At 72.1% G+C, this 15,482-nt stretch carries 14 protein-coding genes; 8 read left to right on the top strand and 6 right to left on the bottom strand.

Annotation, left to right across the window (positions count from 1 at the left end):
- Positions 1–34: 34 nt before the first annotated feature.
- A complete protein-coding gene (locus OP04_RS21490; RefSeq protein WP_051798550.1) occupies positions 35–2,899 on the bottom strand; it encodes a TIM-barrel domain-containing protein in 2,865 nt (954 codons plus the stop codon).
- 261 nt (positions 2,900–3,160) lie between these two features.
- On the opposite strand from OP04_RS21490, the gene OP04_RS21495 reads away from it, so the two are divergent.
- The 5 genes from OP04_RS21495 to OP04_RS21515 all read left to right on the top strand — a co-directional run bounded on the left by OP04_RS21495 (position 3,161) and on the right by OP04_RS21515 (position 8,751).
- A complete protein-coding gene (locus OP04_RS21495) occupies positions 3,161–4,525 on the top strand; it encodes a hypothetical protein (protein ID WP_033341542.1) in 1,365 nt (454 codons plus the stop codon).
- Between the two features lie 108 nt (positions 4,526–4,633).
- Positions 4,634–5,683 carry a cation diffusion facilitator family transporter gene (locus tag OP04_RS21500; RefSeq protein ID WP_033341543.1) on the top strand — a complete coding sequence of 350 codons (1,050 nt, stop codon included), beginning with the start codon at positions 4,634–4,636 and terminating at the stop codon, positions 5,681–5,683.
- A gap of 457 nt (positions 5,684–6,140) precedes the next feature.
- Entirely contained in the window at positions 6,141–7,058 is a 918-nt protein-coding gene (locus tag OP04_RS21505; protein WP_198153925.1) for a ferritin-like domain-containing protein, read from the top strand.
- 62 nt (positions 7,059–7,120) lie between these two features.
- Positions 7,121–8,368, top strand: coding sequence for an Nramp family divalent metal transporter (locus OP04_RS21510; protein ID WP_033341545.1), 1,248 nt, complete (start codon positions 7,121–7,123; stop codon positions 8,366–8,368).
- Between the two features lie 200 nt (positions 8,369–8,568).
- Complete coding sequence (locus tag OP04_RS21515; RefSeq protein ID WP_033341546.1) at positions 8,569–8,751, top strand: hypothetical protein; 183 nt, start codon at positions 8,569–8,571, stop codon at positions 8,749–8,751.
- Positions 8,752–8,839: 88 nt separating this feature from the next.
- On the opposite strand, the gene OP04_RS21520 is transcribed toward OP04_RS21515, so the two are convergent.
- Both OP04_RS21520 and OP04_RS21525 read right to left on the bottom strand, forming a co-directional pair.
- Positions 8,840–9,685 (bottom strand): polysaccharide deacetylase family protein, encoded by an 846-nt coding sequence (locus tag OP04_RS21520; RefSeq protein ID WP_232323680.1) that lies wholly within the window; start codon positions 9,683–9,685, stop codon positions 8,840–8,842.
- 144 nt (positions 9,686–9,829) lie between these two features.
- On the bottom strand, positions 9,830–10,417 hold the full coding sequence (locus tag OP04_RS21525; protein WP_232323681.1) for a M56 family metallopeptidase: 588 nt from the start codon (positions 10,415–10,417) through the stop codon (positions 9,830–9,832).
- 156 nt (positions 10,418–10,573) lie between these two features.
- On the opposite strand from OP04_RS21525, the gene OP04_RS48575 reads away from it, so the two are divergent.
- Positions 10,574–10,885: a phosphatase PAP2 family protein gene (locus tag OP04_RS48575; protein WP_232323682.1), complete on the top strand. Its 312-nt coding sequence runs from the start codon at positions 10,574–10,576 to the stop codon at positions 10,883–10,885.
- On the opposite strand, the gene OP04_RS21535 is transcribed toward OP04_RS48575, so the two are convergent.
- Positions 10,882–11,493 (bottom strand): TetR/AcrR family transcriptional regulator, encoded by a 612-nt coding sequence (locus OP04_RS21535; protein WP_051798554.1) that lies wholly within the window; start codon positions 11,491–11,493, stop codon positions 10,882–10,884. The two genes, OP04_RS48575 and OP04_RS21535, sit on opposite strands and share 4 nt — an antisense overlap.
- Positions 11,494–11,707: 214 nt before the next feature.
- On the opposite strand from OP04_RS21535, the gene OP04_RS21540 reads away from it, so the two are divergent.
- The gene (locus OP04_RS21540) at positions 11,708–12,670 is read left to right on the top strand and encodes an aldo/keto reductase (protein WP_033341549.1); all 963 of its coding nucleotides are present in this window, start codon (positions 11,708–11,710) and stop codon (positions 12,668–12,670) included.
- 323 nt (positions 12,671–12,993) lie between these two features.
- Here OP04_RS21540 and OP04_RS21545 read toward each other — a convergent pair whose 3' ends face one another.
- Positions 12,994–13,971, bottom strand: a complete 978-nt coding sequence (locus OP04_RS21545) for a FecCD family ABC transporter permease (protein ID WP_051798557.1) — start codon at positions 13,969–13,971, stop codon at positions 12,994–12,996.
- Positions 13,968–14,990, bottom strand: coding sequence for a FecCD family ABC transporter permease (locus OP04_RS21550; protein WP_033341550.1), 1,023 nt, complete (start codon positions 14,988–14,990; stop codon positions 13,968–13,970). Before OP04_RS21550 ends, OP04_RS21545 begins: the two co-directional genes overlap by 4 nt.
- Positions 14,991–15,010: 20 nt before the next feature.
- Here OP04_RS21550 and OP04_RS21555 point away from each other — a divergent pair, with 20 nt between their 5' ends.
- Positions 15,011–15,385 (top strand): BlaI/MecI/CopY family transcriptional regulator, encoded by a 375-nt coding sequence (locus tag OP04_RS21555; protein WP_033341551.1) that lies wholly within the window; start codon positions 15,011–15,013, stop codon positions 15,383–15,385.
- Positions 15,386–15,482 lie beyond the last annotated feature (97 nt).

The raw sequence follows: 15,482 nt of genomic DNA on the forward strand, positions 1-15,482 counted from the left end.
GACGACGATCAGACCGGCGCCACCGGCCGATTCGCTACCGTCCCGGCGCCGAGATCGTGAGGCAGTCGATGTTGGGGCCGCTCGCGCCGGCCGCGGTCGCGCGGATGGTGACCCGGCCGGCCGGGAGCATGGCGGTCAGCGACGCGGTGGACCAGGTGGTCCAGGCGCCGGTCGGCGGGAGGTCGAGGGGTGCGCCGGTCGCCGAGACAGTGAGCGGGCGGCTGGTGGCGGCGCCGTTGGCGTACCGGAAGGACAGGGTGTGTGGTCCTGCGGTGTTGATCGTCACGGTCCACTCGAGGTAGTCGCCGGTCGCGTTGGCGTAGTCCGCGTACCCGTGACCGGTGTATCCCCTGTGCTGGGTGCCGATGGTGACGCCGCTGCGGACGGCGTCCTCGGCCGGGTAGACGGCCGGCCCGGTGACCGGCGGGAACGGCCGGCCGCTCGGCCGCAGCGTGACCGCGCCGGCCGTGACCGGCGTGACCACCGAGAGCGTGCTCCGGGCGGCGTCCCAGTACTGGCCGGAGCCGTGCAGCACGGCCGCGGTCTCGGAGGAGAACGCCGGCAGCGGCTGGTCCTGCCGCATGTCGACCGGCGCGGAGAGGCCGTGCAGCCGCACCACGTAGCGACGGGCCGCGGGCGCGCCCGGATAGGTGCTTGCCGGGCGGCCGATCGAGACGGCCATCGCCGCCTGGTCGAACGCGAGCGGCGTGACGGCCGAGGCCGTCGCGGTGGTGACCCCGTCGTCCTCGAACAGGTCGAACACGCCGTCCTTGCCGGTGTAGACGTCCAGCTCCAGGTGAGACTTGTCGAGGAACGCGGTGCTCTGCGCATAGCGATAGCGCGGCAGGATCGCACCCGCCTTCACGAACAGGATGATCTCGCCGGTACGGGTGACGTACGCCTTCTCCGCCGTGTCCGAACCGGCGGACCGCGCCTCGGACCAGAAGTTGTACCAGGTCTCGCCGGCCGGCAGCCACACGTTCTGGACCGCGCCGTCGACGTCCGTGGTGACCGGTGCGGCCAGGATCGACGGGCCCCACATGTACTGCAGGTCGTGCGCGTACGCCATCGGCGTGTCCTGGTGGTCGATGACCATCGCCCGCGCCATCGGCATGCCGCTCGCGTGCGCCTGCCGCGCGATCGTGTAGATGTAGGGGAGCAGCGTGTAGCGCAGCCGTGCGTACCGCAGGAATTCGTCGCGTTCCGCCGCGTCCTGGTCGATGGGCCAGCGGGAGGCCCGGATGCCGTCGTTGTCGACGTTGCCGTCCGAGTGCGGCCGCCAGATCGGTGACATGCTGGCCCAGGCCGCCACCCAGTTGCGGTAGAGGTCGCCGGGGAGCACCTTGCCGAAGAAGCCGCCCGCGTCGATGTTCGCGTACGGGAAGCCGCCCAGCCCGGCGTTGAGCATGCCGCGGATCTGCTCGCGCATCTCGCCGTAGGTCGACTGGGTGTCGCCGGTCCAGAGGTGCCCCCAGCGCTGCTGTCCCGCGCTCGCGCCGCGGGTGAAGACCCACGGCCGTTTCTGCGGCAGTGCCCGGTCCCAGCCGGTGGCCACGACGCCCCGGTGCAGGTGCAGGAAGTACGCGTTGCGCAGCTCGGACCAGCGCCAGCCGTTCGCGGCCGGCGCGCTGAGCGCGATCGAGCCGAGGTCGTCCGGCTCGTCGATCCACAGCCCGTCGCCGGGGAAGCCGAGCGCCGGGTCCAGGGCCTTGGTCCAGAACACGTTCCACGCCCAGGCGCCGGTGGCCGGGTTCGTCCAGTCCGGCACGGCGTCGTTGTGGGGGACCGCGGTCAGATCCTCGGGCCGGAAGCTGTACGCCGGGGACCAGCCGGCCATCTCGTTGGAGTTGTTGCGGTTGTAGTCCAGGACGGTGAGGATTCCCTGCTCGTCGGCCCAGCGTTTGAACGCGGCCGGGTCGGGCCAGCGCGCCCTGCTGAACTCGAACCACGACCCGCTCCACGCGCCGCTGCCCTCGCGCCAGCGGTTGTCGTGCACCTGCACGTCGAGCGGGAAGCCGGCGTTCCGCAACGTGGTGATCCGGCTGGTCCACCAGTTCTGGTCGCTGGTGGAGGGGAAGTTCTTGTCCGACAGCTGCAGCCCGAACACGCCGAGCCGGGGCATCCGGGGCCGTCCGGTCAGCGCCGTGTAATTGTCGAGCAGCTGCGCGAACCGCGGGCCGCGGATGACGAAGTAGTCCAGCTGCGGGGCCCCGGTGTCGAAACCGTACGCGTCGCCGTTGCCGAAGTGGAACGTGGTGTCGAACGACGTGTTCACGAACACCGCATAGCCGCGCGACGAGAGATAGAGCTGGACGACGGCCGGGGCCTGGTCGACCGGGTTCGACCGCGTGCCGTAGTTGTGCGCGACGGTCTCACCGGTCCGGTCGACGCGCGGGGACCGCCCGAAGAACCCGTGCCCGCCCTTGACGAAGCGCTCCCCGGCCGCGGGCGCGGCGAACGACTGCCGGACCACGCCGCCGTCCCAGGTCAGGCTGTGCGTCGCGTCCTCGCCGGCGAACCGCGTGTCACCGTCGTGGAACGACACGCGCAGCGGGTTCTTCATGATGACCACGCGCGGGCCGGCGTCGGCGACCAGCCGGTCCCCGAGGTCGGTGACGGTGAGCGTGCCGCCCATCCCGGCGTGGTTGACCGGGTCGACGAACTCGTAGCGGTCGTCGGCGAAGAACTCCTCACCGGCCCGGACCGCGCGCACCCGCACGATCTGCCCGCCGTACGCCGTGATCCGCAGCCGCTGTCCGGCCGCGCTGGTCACGGTCAGGCTGCGCCCGTCCGCGCGGTGACTGTCGTAGTCCGCCAGGGTCTCGGTGGCCTGCACCGCGGGCAGGCCGACGCCCGCCAGCGTGACCCCGGCCGCTTTGAGAAACTCACGCCGCTCCACGCCAAGATATTTACTCCAGACTATGAATTAAGGCAATGTGCTCGCGCAGGATGCCGACCACGCGGTGCAGGTGGCGGACCCGCTACCGGCCCTGGGCGAAGACGCTCACCGGGCGCCCGATGACCCGGCTCACCAGGTGACCGAGCTGCTGCCAGGGGCGGCCGGCTCGCTTCGTCGAAGCCCTGGAGGAGTTCCTGGCTCGCGACCGTCGCAGGTAGAGGCATTGACGTCGTTCGGTTTACTGGAGCCGGAGGTGGCGCCGTGCGACGAGGTGGCTGGGGCCTGCTGCTGGTGGTGCCGGGCCTGGTGCTGATGGCGCTGGGTGCGCTGCTCGCCCCGCCCTGGGCGCCGGGCCGGCCGGACTGGGTGCTCGACCTCACCACGATGTCGCCGGGCGTGCGGGAGCTGTCCATCGTGCTGTCCGTGGCCGGGCTCCTGGCGGCGTCGGCCGGTGCGGTGCCGCTGCTGATGCGCGGCGGCACCCCGACCGTGGGGCTGCTGGCGCTGGTCACGCTGATCCAGCTGAGCGCGGTGGTCGCCTTCGGCATGTCGACGGTGGACACGGAGGACTGGCCCGGCCTGCTGGAGGACGTTCCGGTGCCACCCTCCCTGGCGTTCGTCGTGCTGGAGCTGACCGCGCTCGCCGTCACCGGGATGGCGGTCGCGATCGGCCGGTACCGGCCCCGGCCGACGGACACCGACGCGGAGGAGGCCGAGGCGGGCATGTTCCAGTGGCTGGTGAGCCGCCCGTTCGGCCCGCAGGAGCCGGCTCCCGCCGGTTCGCGCCCCGGCGTGCTGATCACGATCGTCGTCGCCGGACTGCTGCTGTCCGGCTCGGCGATCACGGCCTGGTGGCCCGGCCAGGACGCCGTCCTGCCGGGACCGGCCGGGTTCGGGCTCGTGTTCCTGGGCTGCGCGGCCGTCGCCCTCGTCGCGTTCGCGGTCGCGGTCCTGCCCGTGCCCGGCCGCGTGGTGCCGGTGGCGGTCCGGACCGGGCTGGGCGCGACCGCGACCGCCGCGATCGCGTGGGCCGTGCTGCTGACGCAGGTGTTCGAGCGGGACGCCGCGGCGCACCGCGCCTGGGCGCCCGAGGTCTGGGAGTGGCAGGCCTACGCCGCGACCGGCGCGGAAGGGGCGAACCTGGGGCTGGCCGCCGTCGTCCTGCTGCTCGTGATCGGGGCGGTGCTGGCGGTACCGCAGCGGCACGAGCGCACGGTGCTGCTGCTCGCCGCGGCGGCAGTCACCGCCGGCGCGCTGCTGCTGACCGTGCCGGTGTGGTGGGAGACGACCGGACCGGCCACGGTGGAGGCACACCGGGTCTGGCTGCCCGGGTGGTACGCGGACGCCACACCCACCGTGGTCACGCTGCTGATCCTGCTGGTCCTGCTGGTCGCGGGCCTGACCCGCCGGTGGCGGACGGGCCTCGGGCTGCTGACCGCCTGCTACTGCTACGCCGCGTTCTTCTGGATGGGCGCCGACCTGGCCGACGGACTGCCGCTCGGCACCGGCCACCGGGGCGACGCCGGTGCCGGTGTGGTCGTGCTGCTCCCGATGGCGCTGTTCGTCCCGCAGGCGGTCGTGTTCCGGGTGCTCTGCGCGGACGTCAGGCACACACCGGCTCCCTGAGCGCCATGGTCGCACCTGCACCGGCGTGGCAGTTGCCGCGTTGTCGCGTGCGTACGTGAGCACATATCGTGACGTGGTCCACCGGCGACCGAACGAAGGCACCCGACCATGAGCGCGCACCACACCGACCACGACCACGATCATGAGCACGGTGCGCGGGGCAGGCTGCGGCATCTCCTCACGCCGCACTCGCACGACAGCGCGGACAAGGTCGACTCCGCGCTCGAGTCCTCCCGCGAGGGCCTGCGCGCGCTGTGGATCTCCCTGGTCGCGCTCGGCCTCACCGCCGCCGCGCAGGTGGTCGTCGTCCTGCTGTCCGGCTCCGTGGCGCTGCTCGGCGACACGCTGCACAACGTCGCCGACGCGCTCACGGCCGTACCCCTGGGAATCGCCTTCGTGGTGGGCCGACGCGCGGCCACGCGCGCCTACACCTACGGCTTCGGACGCGCGGAGGATCTCGCCGGCATCGTGATCGTGCTGGTCATCGCCGGCTCAGCCCTCCTGGCCGGCGCGACCGCAGTGCACCGGCTGCTCGATCCGCGGACCGTCACCCACCTGCCGTGGGTCCTCGCCGCCGGCGTGATCGGCTTCCTCGGCAACGAACTCGTCGCACGCTACCGGATCGGGGTCGGCCGCCGGATCGGCTCGGCCGCACTGGTCGCGGACGGCCTGCACGCCCGCACCGACGGCTTCACCTCGCTCGCCGTCGTCGCGGCCGCGGGCGGCGCCTGGCTCGGCTGGGGCTGGGCCGACCCGATCGTCGGCCTGGCCATCGCCATCGCGATCACGTTCGTGCTCAAGGACGCGGCCCGCGAGGTCTACCGCCGCCTGATGGACCGCGTGGACCCGGACCTGGTCGACGCCGCCGAGCGGACGCTGCGCGAGGTGCCGGGCGTGCGTGGCGTCAGTAACCTGCGGCTGCGCTGGATCGGCCACCGCATGCACGCCGAGGCCGAGATCGTGCTCGACGCCGGACTGACGCTGCTGGCCGCCCACGAGATCGCCGCCGACGCCGAGCACCAGCTCACCCACGCGGTCCCGCGCCTCGACACGGTCACCGTCCACGCCGACCCCGACTCCCACGCAGGCTCCGCCCACCACTCAGCGCTCTCCCACCACCGCCGCACCCACCTGGCAGGCCACCACCACGCCCACTGAGGCGGCGTTCTTGCCCCAGCGGCCCCGGGGTTCCCGGTGGCGCTCACCCGGCTCATCATCACCTCCAGCACGCCGCGTCGCGGGGCGTGCCGATTTCATCGGCAATTATGGTTTCCGGCTGAAAAGCGGTTCGTGGTGCTCGTATCTTCGACAAGGGTGCGAGCGTCACCGCCGCACCGATTCGACGTTCCGGCGCCGCCGGAGCGGACTTCTCGCCCTGCCCGGCCGGGGTTCGGCCGTGGCCTGCGCATCACCTGACGACGGATCGTCGATCTTCATCGCCTCATGACCGGCAGGCAGATCACGGTTTCCGCCTCCACCCATCGGGATCACAGCGTGGCGAAGCCATGCCCGGACGGGGGAACGCGGAGCCGGGACGTCGCACGCCCGGCGGACGTGGGGCATCGCCATCAGCATTGAGGAGCACCAGGTGTTCGGAAAGAAGCTCGTTCGGCAGATGATCAGCCGTAGTTCGGAGAATGTCGATGACCGGCGCCGGTTCCTGCAGAGCGCCGGCGCGCTCGGCCTCGGCATCGTCGGGGCCGGCGTGCTCGGCGCCGGTGCTGCCGCGGCTGCCCCGGCGGCCGCGCAGGCCCCGGTGGGGGCGGCCGAGGCCCCCAGCGACGGCGCGGTCCTGAACTTCGCGCTGAATCTCGAATATCTCGAAGGGGAGTTCTACTCCTTCGCCGTGCACGGGCACGGCCTCGCGGACAGTCTCACCACGGGCACCGGGACCCACGGCATGGTGACGGGCGGCCGGAAGGTCCCGTTCCAGTCGTCCCGGATCCGTCAGTACGCGATGGAGATCGCGGCGGACGAGCTGGCCCACGTGAAGTTCCTGCGGAGCGCGCTCGGCTCGGCGGCGGTGTCCCGGCCGGCGATCAACATCCGGGACAGTTTCACGTCGGCGGCGCGGGCGGCGAAGCTGATCGGGCCGACCGAGTTCTTCGACCCGTACAAGAACGAGAACAACTTCCTGCTCGCGGCGTTCCTGTTCGAGGACGTCGGCGTGACCGCCTACAAGGGCGCGGCGCCGTTGATCACGAACAAGACCTACCTCGAGGCGGCGGCCGGCATCCTGTCCGCCGAGGCGTACCACGCGGCGACGATCCGGTCCCAGCTGTTCGAGAAGGGCATGGGGGCGCGGGCCGCGAAGCTGTCCGGGGCGCGGAACATCCTCGACGGGTACGGCGACGAGGACCAGGGCATCATTCGGGACCGCAACGCCAACATCAACCCCACGGACAAGAACGGCATCAACTTCAGCCGCTCGTACGACCGGGTGCTCAACATCGTCTACCTCAACCCGGGTCAGGTCACCAAGGGTGGCTTCTACCCCGCCGGCGTCAACGGATCCCTGAACACCAGTTCCTGACGAATCCGTACCGGGCCCGCCGTCGTGGCGGGCCCGGACGCCTATGAGGAGACTCCGGCACGATGGCTTACCCCGTTTCCCTGCTCCGGCAGCCCGGCACTCCGTCGGTCCGCCTGCGGGCCGCCACCACGCTCGGCCCGGCGTTCGTCGCGGCCATCGCCTACGTCGACCCGGGCAACTTCGCCACCAACTTCGCCGGCGGGGCCAGCACCGGCTACCGGCTGGTCTGGGTCGTCGTGCTGGCCAACCTGGTGGCGATGCCGATCCAGTTCATGTCCGCGAAGCTCGGCGTGGTCACCGGCCGGAGCCTCCCGCACGTCTTCCGGGACACCTTTCCCGGGCCTCGCTCGTGGGTGATGTGGGGGCAGGCCGAGATCGTCGCGATGGCGACCGACCTGGCCGAGTTCGTCGGCGCGGCGATCGGTCTGAACCTGCTGTTCGGGATCCCGATGCCGCTGGCCGCCGCGATCACCGCCGTGGTCGCGTTCGCCGTGCTCGGCCTGCAGCGCCGCGGTTACCGGCCGTTCGAGCTGGCGATCGGCGCGATGCTCGCGCTGATCTGCGCCGGCTTCCTCTACCTGGTGCTGCGCGTCCCGCCGTCGGCCTCGGGGAGCCTCTCCGGCCTGCTGCCCAGCATCGGCGGCGACAACGTGCTGCTGCTCGCGGTCGGCATCATCGGCGCGACCGTCATGCCGCACGCCATCTACCTGCACTCCGGCCTGATGTGCGGCCGTGCGGCCGGCCGGACCGCCGACGAGAAGCGCCAGCTGCTGCGCCTGGAGCGGGTCGACATCGGCATCGCGATGACGCTCGCCGGGCTGGTGAACCTGAGCATGCTGGCGCTCGCGGCCAAACTGTTCCACCACGGCCCCGGCAGCCCCGCGATCACGCTCGACGGCGTGCACGTCGGCCTCGACCGCCTGGTCGGCGGCGGCGCCGCACTGGCTTTCGCCGCCGCGCTGCTGGCCTCCGGCATCGCGTCGTCCAGCGTCGGCACCGCGGCCGGGCAGATGGTGATGGACGGCTTCCTGCGCATCCGGATCCCGCTGACGGTACGCCGGATGGTCACCATGGCACCCGCGGTGGTGCTGCTCTGCTCCGGCGTCGACCCCACCCAGGCGCTGGTGCTCAGCCAGGTCGTGCTGTCCTTCGGCATCCCGTTCGCGCTGATCGGCCTGCTCGTGCTGACCAGCCGACGCAGCATCATGGGCGAGCACGTCAACAGCCGTACGACCGTGGCCTGCATGTCGGTGGTGGTGACGGTGCTCAGCGGGCTGAACATCCTCCTTCTCGGCCAGCAGTTCCTCTGACCCGGCTTTCGGCGAATTCTCAGGGAACCGGGGCGATGATCCGCCGACGACCTCCTTCTTGACCGCCTGCCCCGTGTTTCGCAGCAGGAACTCCAGCAGCGCGAACTCCCGCGGCGTCACCGCGGTCTCGCCCGAACCTCGGCCGCCGGCTGCTCGACGCCGGCCACACGTTCTCCGAGAACAACCGCATCGTCACCATCGTGGCCGGTGCCGGCATGCGCCCCGGCCGGCACGCCCAGCGCCTCGACCACTACGACCTGCTCCGCACACTCCAGGACATGTACGGACTGCCCCCACTCGGAACGTCGGCCCGCCGCACCGGCCTGCCCGCCGCCGCACTCGGGCCCGCCGCGACGATCGGGGCGCCCCCGATGCCGTTCTGACATCGTCGGGGACGCCCCGATCGTCGCGGCGGGCTGGGTGGGCTGCTCCAAGGGGATCGAGAGCCTCCGCTCGGGCCACCGGCCCCGGTCAGGGTATGTAGTCCTCGAGCCGGGCCGGGGTCAGGCCGGCCTCGTGGATCGCGTTGAGCACGGCCAGGAAGTCGTCGGTGAACTGCGGCCGGAAGTGCATGAGGATGATGTCGCCCGGCTGGACCTTGTGCTCGGCCTGGTAGAAGATCTTGCCCTTGTCGGTCGTCTCGCGCCAGAAGAACGCCGCCTTCATGCCGCAGTCGTGCACCGCCTTGAGGGTGTTGGCGTCGTGGCTGCCGAACGGCGGCCGGAAGAGCGTCGGCCGTTCCCCGTACAACTCCTCCAGCTTGTCGGAGCCCCCGCAGATCTCCGTCTTCTGGGCGTCGTAGGACATGCCCTGCAGGTCGGGGTGGCTGATCGTGTGATTCTGGAGGGTGGCACCGCCCTGGTCGCGCAGCGACGTGAAGTAGTCCGGGTCGGACTTGATCGCGTCGATCTCGAGGAACAGCGTGACCGGCACGTCCGCCGCCTGGAACAGCGTGAGCGCCATCGGGTCCTTCGACCAGCCGTCGTCGATCGTGATGAAGGCGATCTTCTGTTCGGTCGGGATGTTGCTGAACCAGCCCGCGGTGCCGTTCGTCGGCAGCGTGACCTTGGTCGGCGCGGGCGGTGGCCCGAACGTGGGCACCCGCTTGCGCAGGTCTTCCGGTAGCGCCGCCAGGGCTGCCTGCCGCGCCGCCTCCTCCGGCGGCGGAGCGCTCGGCACGAAGGCCGACGGCACGGCGGCGGCGGGGACGGCCGATGCCTCCGTACGCTCGGGAGCCGCGCCCCCGGCGCAACCGGCGGCGATCGTCATGACCGTGGCCGCCGCGCCGACCGCGCGCACCATCCGGCTCGTCCTCACAGGCCCGTCCTCACCCTCGACTGATCGTTTCCCGAGTGATGGATCGAGAGGCCGGTTCGGTTGCTGAGCGTGCGCTTGATCACTCCGGTGCACTCCGCGCCCGGCCGTGTCAGCCGATGGGCATGCCCACCGGGTCGCCCCTGGCTAGACGTGAACGATCCAGGCGCGGGCCAGCGCCACGAACTCGATCGTGGCCGCCGTCGCCGCGATCCCGGTCAGCGACGGCGCCAGCAGTCGCCGCCTGTGCGGCCGGGGGCGGGGCGTGCTGAGCGCGCGGATGCGGCCGATGACGTCGCGCCCGCCGAAGCCCAGCGCGGTGCCCGGCCCGGTCGCGGCCGGCGCGGCCCTCGCGACCGCCTGCGCTGCCAGGTCGCGGTCGCCGGTCTCGGCCGCGGCGTGCTCGTCCGCCCAGCGCTCGACCAGGAACGTCACCGCGTCCCGGACCGGGCGCAGCAGCGGGTTCAGCGCGGCCGAGGCCGCGGTCAGAGCGACGAGCAGATCATGGTGGTACGTCAGGTGCGCGCGCTCGTGGGCGAAGAGCACCCGCCGCTCGTCCGCGTCCAGCAGGCGCAGCATGCCGGTGGTGACCAGCAGGTGATCGGGACGGCCGGGGACCGCGACCGCGATCGGCGCGGCCCAGTCCGCGACCACGAGACCGTCGCTCGGGTCACCTGCCGTGCGCAGGCGGCGCGCGATGTCGTACCGCCGGCGCAGGTCTTTGATCATCCGCACGACGCCGATGGGCAGGGCGATGCCGGCGAGCAGCGCGATCGGCCCCCGGCACCGGCTCGGGCAGTTCGAGCGCCGTCCACGGTGCGGTCACGTTCAGCCATGCCGAGCAGCGTATCGAACCATGTGCCTACAAGTTGTAGGTACATGGTCGGGCGGATGATCCGTACCTCCGTTCTCAGCCTGTCCGGCCAGGCCGCCGCCGCGTCCGCGCTGGTCCTGGTGCTCACCTGTGCCCAGGTGATCCACTCGCCCCGCCGGCGGACCGCCCTGGCCGTGATCGCGGCCTCCTGGGCGCTCGCGGTGGGGGTGAGCCGCGTCGCGCTCGTCGTCCACTGGCCCACCGACGTCCTCGGCGCCTGGCTGCTCGTCCTTGCCGTTGTCCTACCGGTGGGCCTCGGTGCGCCCGGCGCCATCCGCCCGTTCCTGACGGCCGGGCACGTGCCACTCGGGGTGTGGCGAGATGACTAGGTGGCTCGGGGGAAGAGGCGCTCGACGGCTGTGACGACCGCGGCGCGTCGGGCGGCGAGAGTGCGGTCGGTGGCGTGCTCGTCGGCGGCTTTGGACAGATCGGGCTGTGCGGCCCAGGTGGTGGCGATCTGGTTGACCAGTGCCAGGACGTCGACCGGATCCCAGTGTGTCTCGAGCTTGCCGGCCTGTTGTGCGTGACGCAGCTTGTCGAGCTTGGCGGCGATGACGGCGGTTGTGGAATCGCTCCGGGTGGTGATCTCCAGGCGTCCCCACGTGATCAGCCGGTGGTGTTCGGGGTGGGCAGCGTAGTGGTCGAACAGCCGGCCCGCGTATCCGGGAAGGTCGGCCGCGTCGAGCTGCGTGGCTTTGGCGATCACGGCGAGTTCCTGGGACGCGATGTGAGCGTAGAGCTCCTCTTTGCTGCGGAAGTATGCGTAGACCCTCTCCTTGCTGGTGCGGGCCTGTTGGGCGATGCGGTCCACGCGCGCGCCGGCGATGCCGTGTTCTGCGAACTCCTGCGCGGCTGCGGTCACGATCCGTGCCCGGGTGTCGGCGCCGTTCGTTGCGGAGCCGGCGGGTCGGCCGCCGGTGGTGGTGCGTGGGGGCATGTGGCCACGTTAACCCAGCCGAACCAAACCGTTCCGTGTGGTGTAGCCGGCCGTGTCGGGCTAAGGTCGACGTCAAACCAAACAGTTTGGTATTGGCGTATCGCAGCTCCTCGGCTGCCGCCTGGGCCAGGTCAGGTTCCGGCGGTTGTCCGTTGACCCACGCCTTTGGGGCAGCGCCCGCCAGAACAAGTGTGAAGAAGCATCGGAGAACCGTGTGAAACAGCGTCAGCTCGGCGGACAGGGCCTCACCACCTCAGAGATCGGCTTCGGTGCGATGGGCATCTCCATCGCCTATGGCCCCGGCGACAAGCGGGACGGCATCGCGGCCATCCGCCGTGCCTACGAGCTCGGTGTCACCTTCTTCGACACGGCCGAGCTCTACGGCTGGGGCGAGAACGAGAAGATCGTCGGCGAGGCCGTCGCCGGGTTCCGCGACGACATCGTCATCGCCACCAAGTTCGGCTTCACCCGTGAGCACGGCTTCGACAGCCGCCCCGGGCACATTCGCGAGGTTGTCGAGAACAGTCTGCGCTTTCTCGGCGTCGACACCATCGACGTGCTCTACCAGCACCGCGTCGACCCGGCCGTGCCGATCGAGGATGTCGCCGGCGCGGTCAAGGAATTCATCGACGCGGGCAAGGTCAGGTACTTCGGCCTCAGCGAAGCCGGCCCGGACACGATTCGCCGCGCGCACACCGTGCAGCCCGTCTCGGTGCTGCAGACCGAGTATTCGCTGTTCGAACGCACCGTCGAGACCATCTTCCCCACGCTGACGGAGCTGGGTATCGGCTTCGTGCCGTACTCGCCGCTCGGCCGCGGCTTCCTCACCGGTACCGCGAAGCCGGCCGCCGAGTACGACGCGAGCGATATGCGCCGCAAGAACGCACGCTGGCAGCCCGGCAACTTCGAGAAGAATGTAGATGCCACTCGCCGGCTCGCCGAACTCGCGGCCGACCGGGGCGCGACAGTGGCGCAGCTGGCCCTCGCCTGGGTTCTTGCCCAGGGCGAGCACATCGTGCCGATTCCCGGCACCCGTAGCCCTGGACGCGTCGAAGAGAACGTCGCCGCCATCGGCCTCGCCCTGACCCCGGACGACCTCGACCGCATCAGCCGGATCCTGCCGACCGGCGGATTCGGCGCGCGCTATGCCGCTGCCTCCATGCCCCTCTGGCACTGAGGGCTCCGCCCGGGTCCCAGCCCAGCACCGATCGGACCCGGGCAGCGCCGTCACCACGGCATCCCTGACCGACCGAAGCCGTGATCATTCGCCGGTGCCGAGCGGCCGGTAGGCGCATCCGCCGAGGCCGGCCCTATCGGTACTCAATCGCGGTGACCGGTGCCGTCGTGCGCACGCTCGCTCGCTCCGGGACGTGACAACCTCGTGCGAGGGCGGCGGGGCCGGCCGGAAGAAGACCGCCAGGATCGCGGCGGCGTAGCCGAGCCAGACGGCAATCTCCTACAACTTGTAGGTTAAGTCAAGCGGAAGCGCGCCCGGCCGCGTCAGCGCAGGCGGTTGGCGCGATGCAGCAGCCACAGCAGATACGGCGCGCCGACGATGCCGGTGACCACGCCCGCCGGCAGCTCCGTCGGCGACGCCACCGTGCGGGCCGCGAGGTCGGCGAGGACCAGCAGCAGCGCGCCGGTCAGCGTGGACGGCAGCAGTGCCACGTCCGCGCGGGTCAGGCGGCGGGCGACGGCGGGTGCGAGCAGCGCGACGAACGCGACCGGGCCGGCCGCGGCCGCCGCGACCGCGGTGAGCGCCACACCGGCCAGCAGCAGGATCGCGCGGGTCGTCTCGACGCGCAGGCCGAGGCCGCGGGCGGTGTCGTCGCCGAGCTGCAGCAGCCGCAGCGGGGCGGCGAGCGCGAGCGCGGCGGGCAGCAGCACGGCGAGCGTGACCGCGACCGGGACGAGATGCTCCCAGCCGCGCGCGTTGAGGCTGCCGACCAGCCAGATCATGGCGCGCTGGGCGTCCCAGATCTCGGATCGGGTCAGCAGGAACGAGGTCAGCGCCGTCAGCACGGCGCCGACCCCCACCCCGATCAGCACCATCCGGTACGGGGAGAGCCCGGCCCGCCACGCCAGCACGTAGACGAGCGCGGCCGCGAACAGCGCGCCACCGCCCGCGCCGGCCGCGGTGGCGGTGGTGCCGGCGCCGCCGAGCACGGTGACCGCGACCGCGGCCGCGGATGCGCCCGCGGTGACGCCGATGATGTCCGGGCTGGCCAAGGGGTTGCGGGCCAGGCCCTGGAAGAGCGCGCCGGCCAGCCCGAGCGCGGCGCCGACCAGCGCGCCGGTGAGCACGCGCGGCAGCCGGACCGTACGGACGATGAACTCCAGCGCCGGATCGCCGCCGATCCCGAGCACGGCCGGGAGCACGTCCGCCGGCGGCACCGGGAACTCCCCGACGCTGACGGCCAGGCTCGCGGCCGCGACCACGGCGGCGGCGAGCACGGTGGACACCAGGGCCCGGCTCATGCGCGCCCCGCCCGTACCAGCGCCACGAACACCGGCGCCCCGATCAGCGCGGTCACGATCCCGACCTGCAGCTCGGCCGGCCGGGCCACGATCCGGCCCACGATGTCCGCGCCGAGCAGCAGGATCGCCGCGAGCACCGCCGAGTACGGCAGCAGCCACCGGTTGTCCGCGCCCGCCAGGAGCCGGGCCACGTGCGGCACCGCCAGGCCGACGAACGCGATCGGGCCGGCCGCCGCAGTCGCGGCCCCGGCCAGCAGCACCACGGCCGTGATCGCGGCCGCTCGCGCGAGCGCGACCCGCTGGCCGAGCGCGCGGGCGGTGTCGTCGCCGAGCGCGAGCGCGTTCAGGCCGCGCGCGGACAGCAGCGCCAGCAGCAGCCCCGCGACGATGAACGGCGTGACCTGCAACGCGATCGTGGCGTCCCGCCCGGCGAGCGACCCGACCGCCCAGAACCGGAACTGGTCCAGCGACACCCGGTCGATCAGCAGCACGCTGGTGGTCAGCGACGTGAGCAGCGCGGTCAGTGCCGCCCCGGCGAGCGCGAGCGTGACCGGCGCGCCGTTGCCCCGCCCGGCCGTACCGACGCCGTAGACCATGATCGCCGCGCCGGCCGCACCGGCGAACGCGAACCACACGTACCCGGGCAGCGTCGTCACCCCGAGCACATGACTGCCGAGCACCACGCACAGCGCCGCGCCCGCGTTGATGCCGAGCAGTCCCGGGTCGGCCAGCGGATTGCGGGTGACGGTCTGCATGACCGCCCCGGCCGTGCCGAGCGCCAGCCCGGCGAGCAGCCCGAGCGCGGTGCGCGGAATCCGCAGCGTGCGCACGACCAGGTGCGCGTCCACCGCCGGATCGAACCGGGCGACCGCTTCCCACACCGTCCCCACCGGCAGCGGCGTCGATCCATAACCGACACTGGCGGCCACGACCGCCGCCAGCAGCACGACCGCGAGCGCCAGCCCGACGCTGCGCCGCGCGGTCACCGGAGTCCTGCCGGGACTGCGGTGCCGTGGGATGTGCCCGCTAAGCTGGCCCGATGCCGGGTCAAGATCCGCCGGGCCGTCGAGGGCCGGGCCAGCTGGAGTCCGCGGTGCTCGGCGTGCTGACCGCCGCCGACCGACCGCTGACGCCCGGCGACGTCCGCGACCGCCTGGGCGACCCGCTCTCCTACAGCACGGTCGTGACCACGCTGACCCGCATGCACGACAAGGACATGGTGGCCCGCTTCCGCGACGGCCGCTCCTACCGCTACGCCCCGCTCACCGACGGCCCGTCCCTGGCCGCCCGGCGTATGGGCGCGCTCCTGGACAGCACCGACGACCACGCGACCGTGCTGCGCCGCTTCGTCGACTCCCTCGCCCCCGGCGACGAGGAACTGCTCCGCCGCCTCCTCGACGAGGACGACGAATAACCCCAGGACCCACAACCTTTTCTTCCCGCTTCCGGCGTGGTGGCGGTCCGCATGCTCCCGCGGGCACCGGTCGTCGCCGGCGCTCCTCCCTGCCGGC

This window comes from Catenuloplanes japonicus (genome assembly GCF_000717135.1).
GTDB classification, from domain to species: Bacteria; Actinomycetota; Actinomycetes; order Mycobacteriales; family Micromonosporaceae; genus Catenuloplanes; species Catenuloplanes japonicus.

Excerpts from the sequence above, each read along its gene's own strand:
- OP04_RS21535 (WP_051798554.1), bottom strand. The coding sequence starts at position 11,493 with ATGCCCCCACGCACCACCACCGGCGGCCGACCCGCCGGCTCCGCAACG.
- OP04_RS21555 (WP_033341551.1), top strand. The coding sequence starts at position 15,011 with ATGCCGGGTCAAGATCCGCCGGGCCGTCGAGGGCCGGGCCAGCTGGAG.
- OP04_RS21510 (WP_033341545.1), top strand. The coding sequence starts at position 7,121 with ATGGCTTACCCCGTTTCCCTGCTCCGGCAGCCCGGCACTCCGTCGGTC.
- OP04_RS21500 (WP_033341543.1), top strand. The coding sequence starts at position 4,634 with ATGAGCGCGCACCACACCGACCACGACCACGATCATGAGCACGGTGCG.
- OP04_RS21505 (WP_198153925.1), top strand. The coding sequence starts at position 6,141 with ATGATCAGCCGTAGTTCGGAGAATGTCGATGACCGGCGCCGGTTCCTG.
- OP04_RS48575 (WP_232323682.1), top strand. The coding sequence starts at position 10,574 with ATGATCCGTACCTCCGTTCTCAGCCTGTCCGGCCAGGCCGCCGCCGCG.
- OP04_RS21545 (WP_051798557.1), bottom strand. The coding sequence starts at position 13,971 with ATGAGCCGGGCCCTGGTGTCCACCGTGCTCGCCGCCGCCGTGGTCGCG.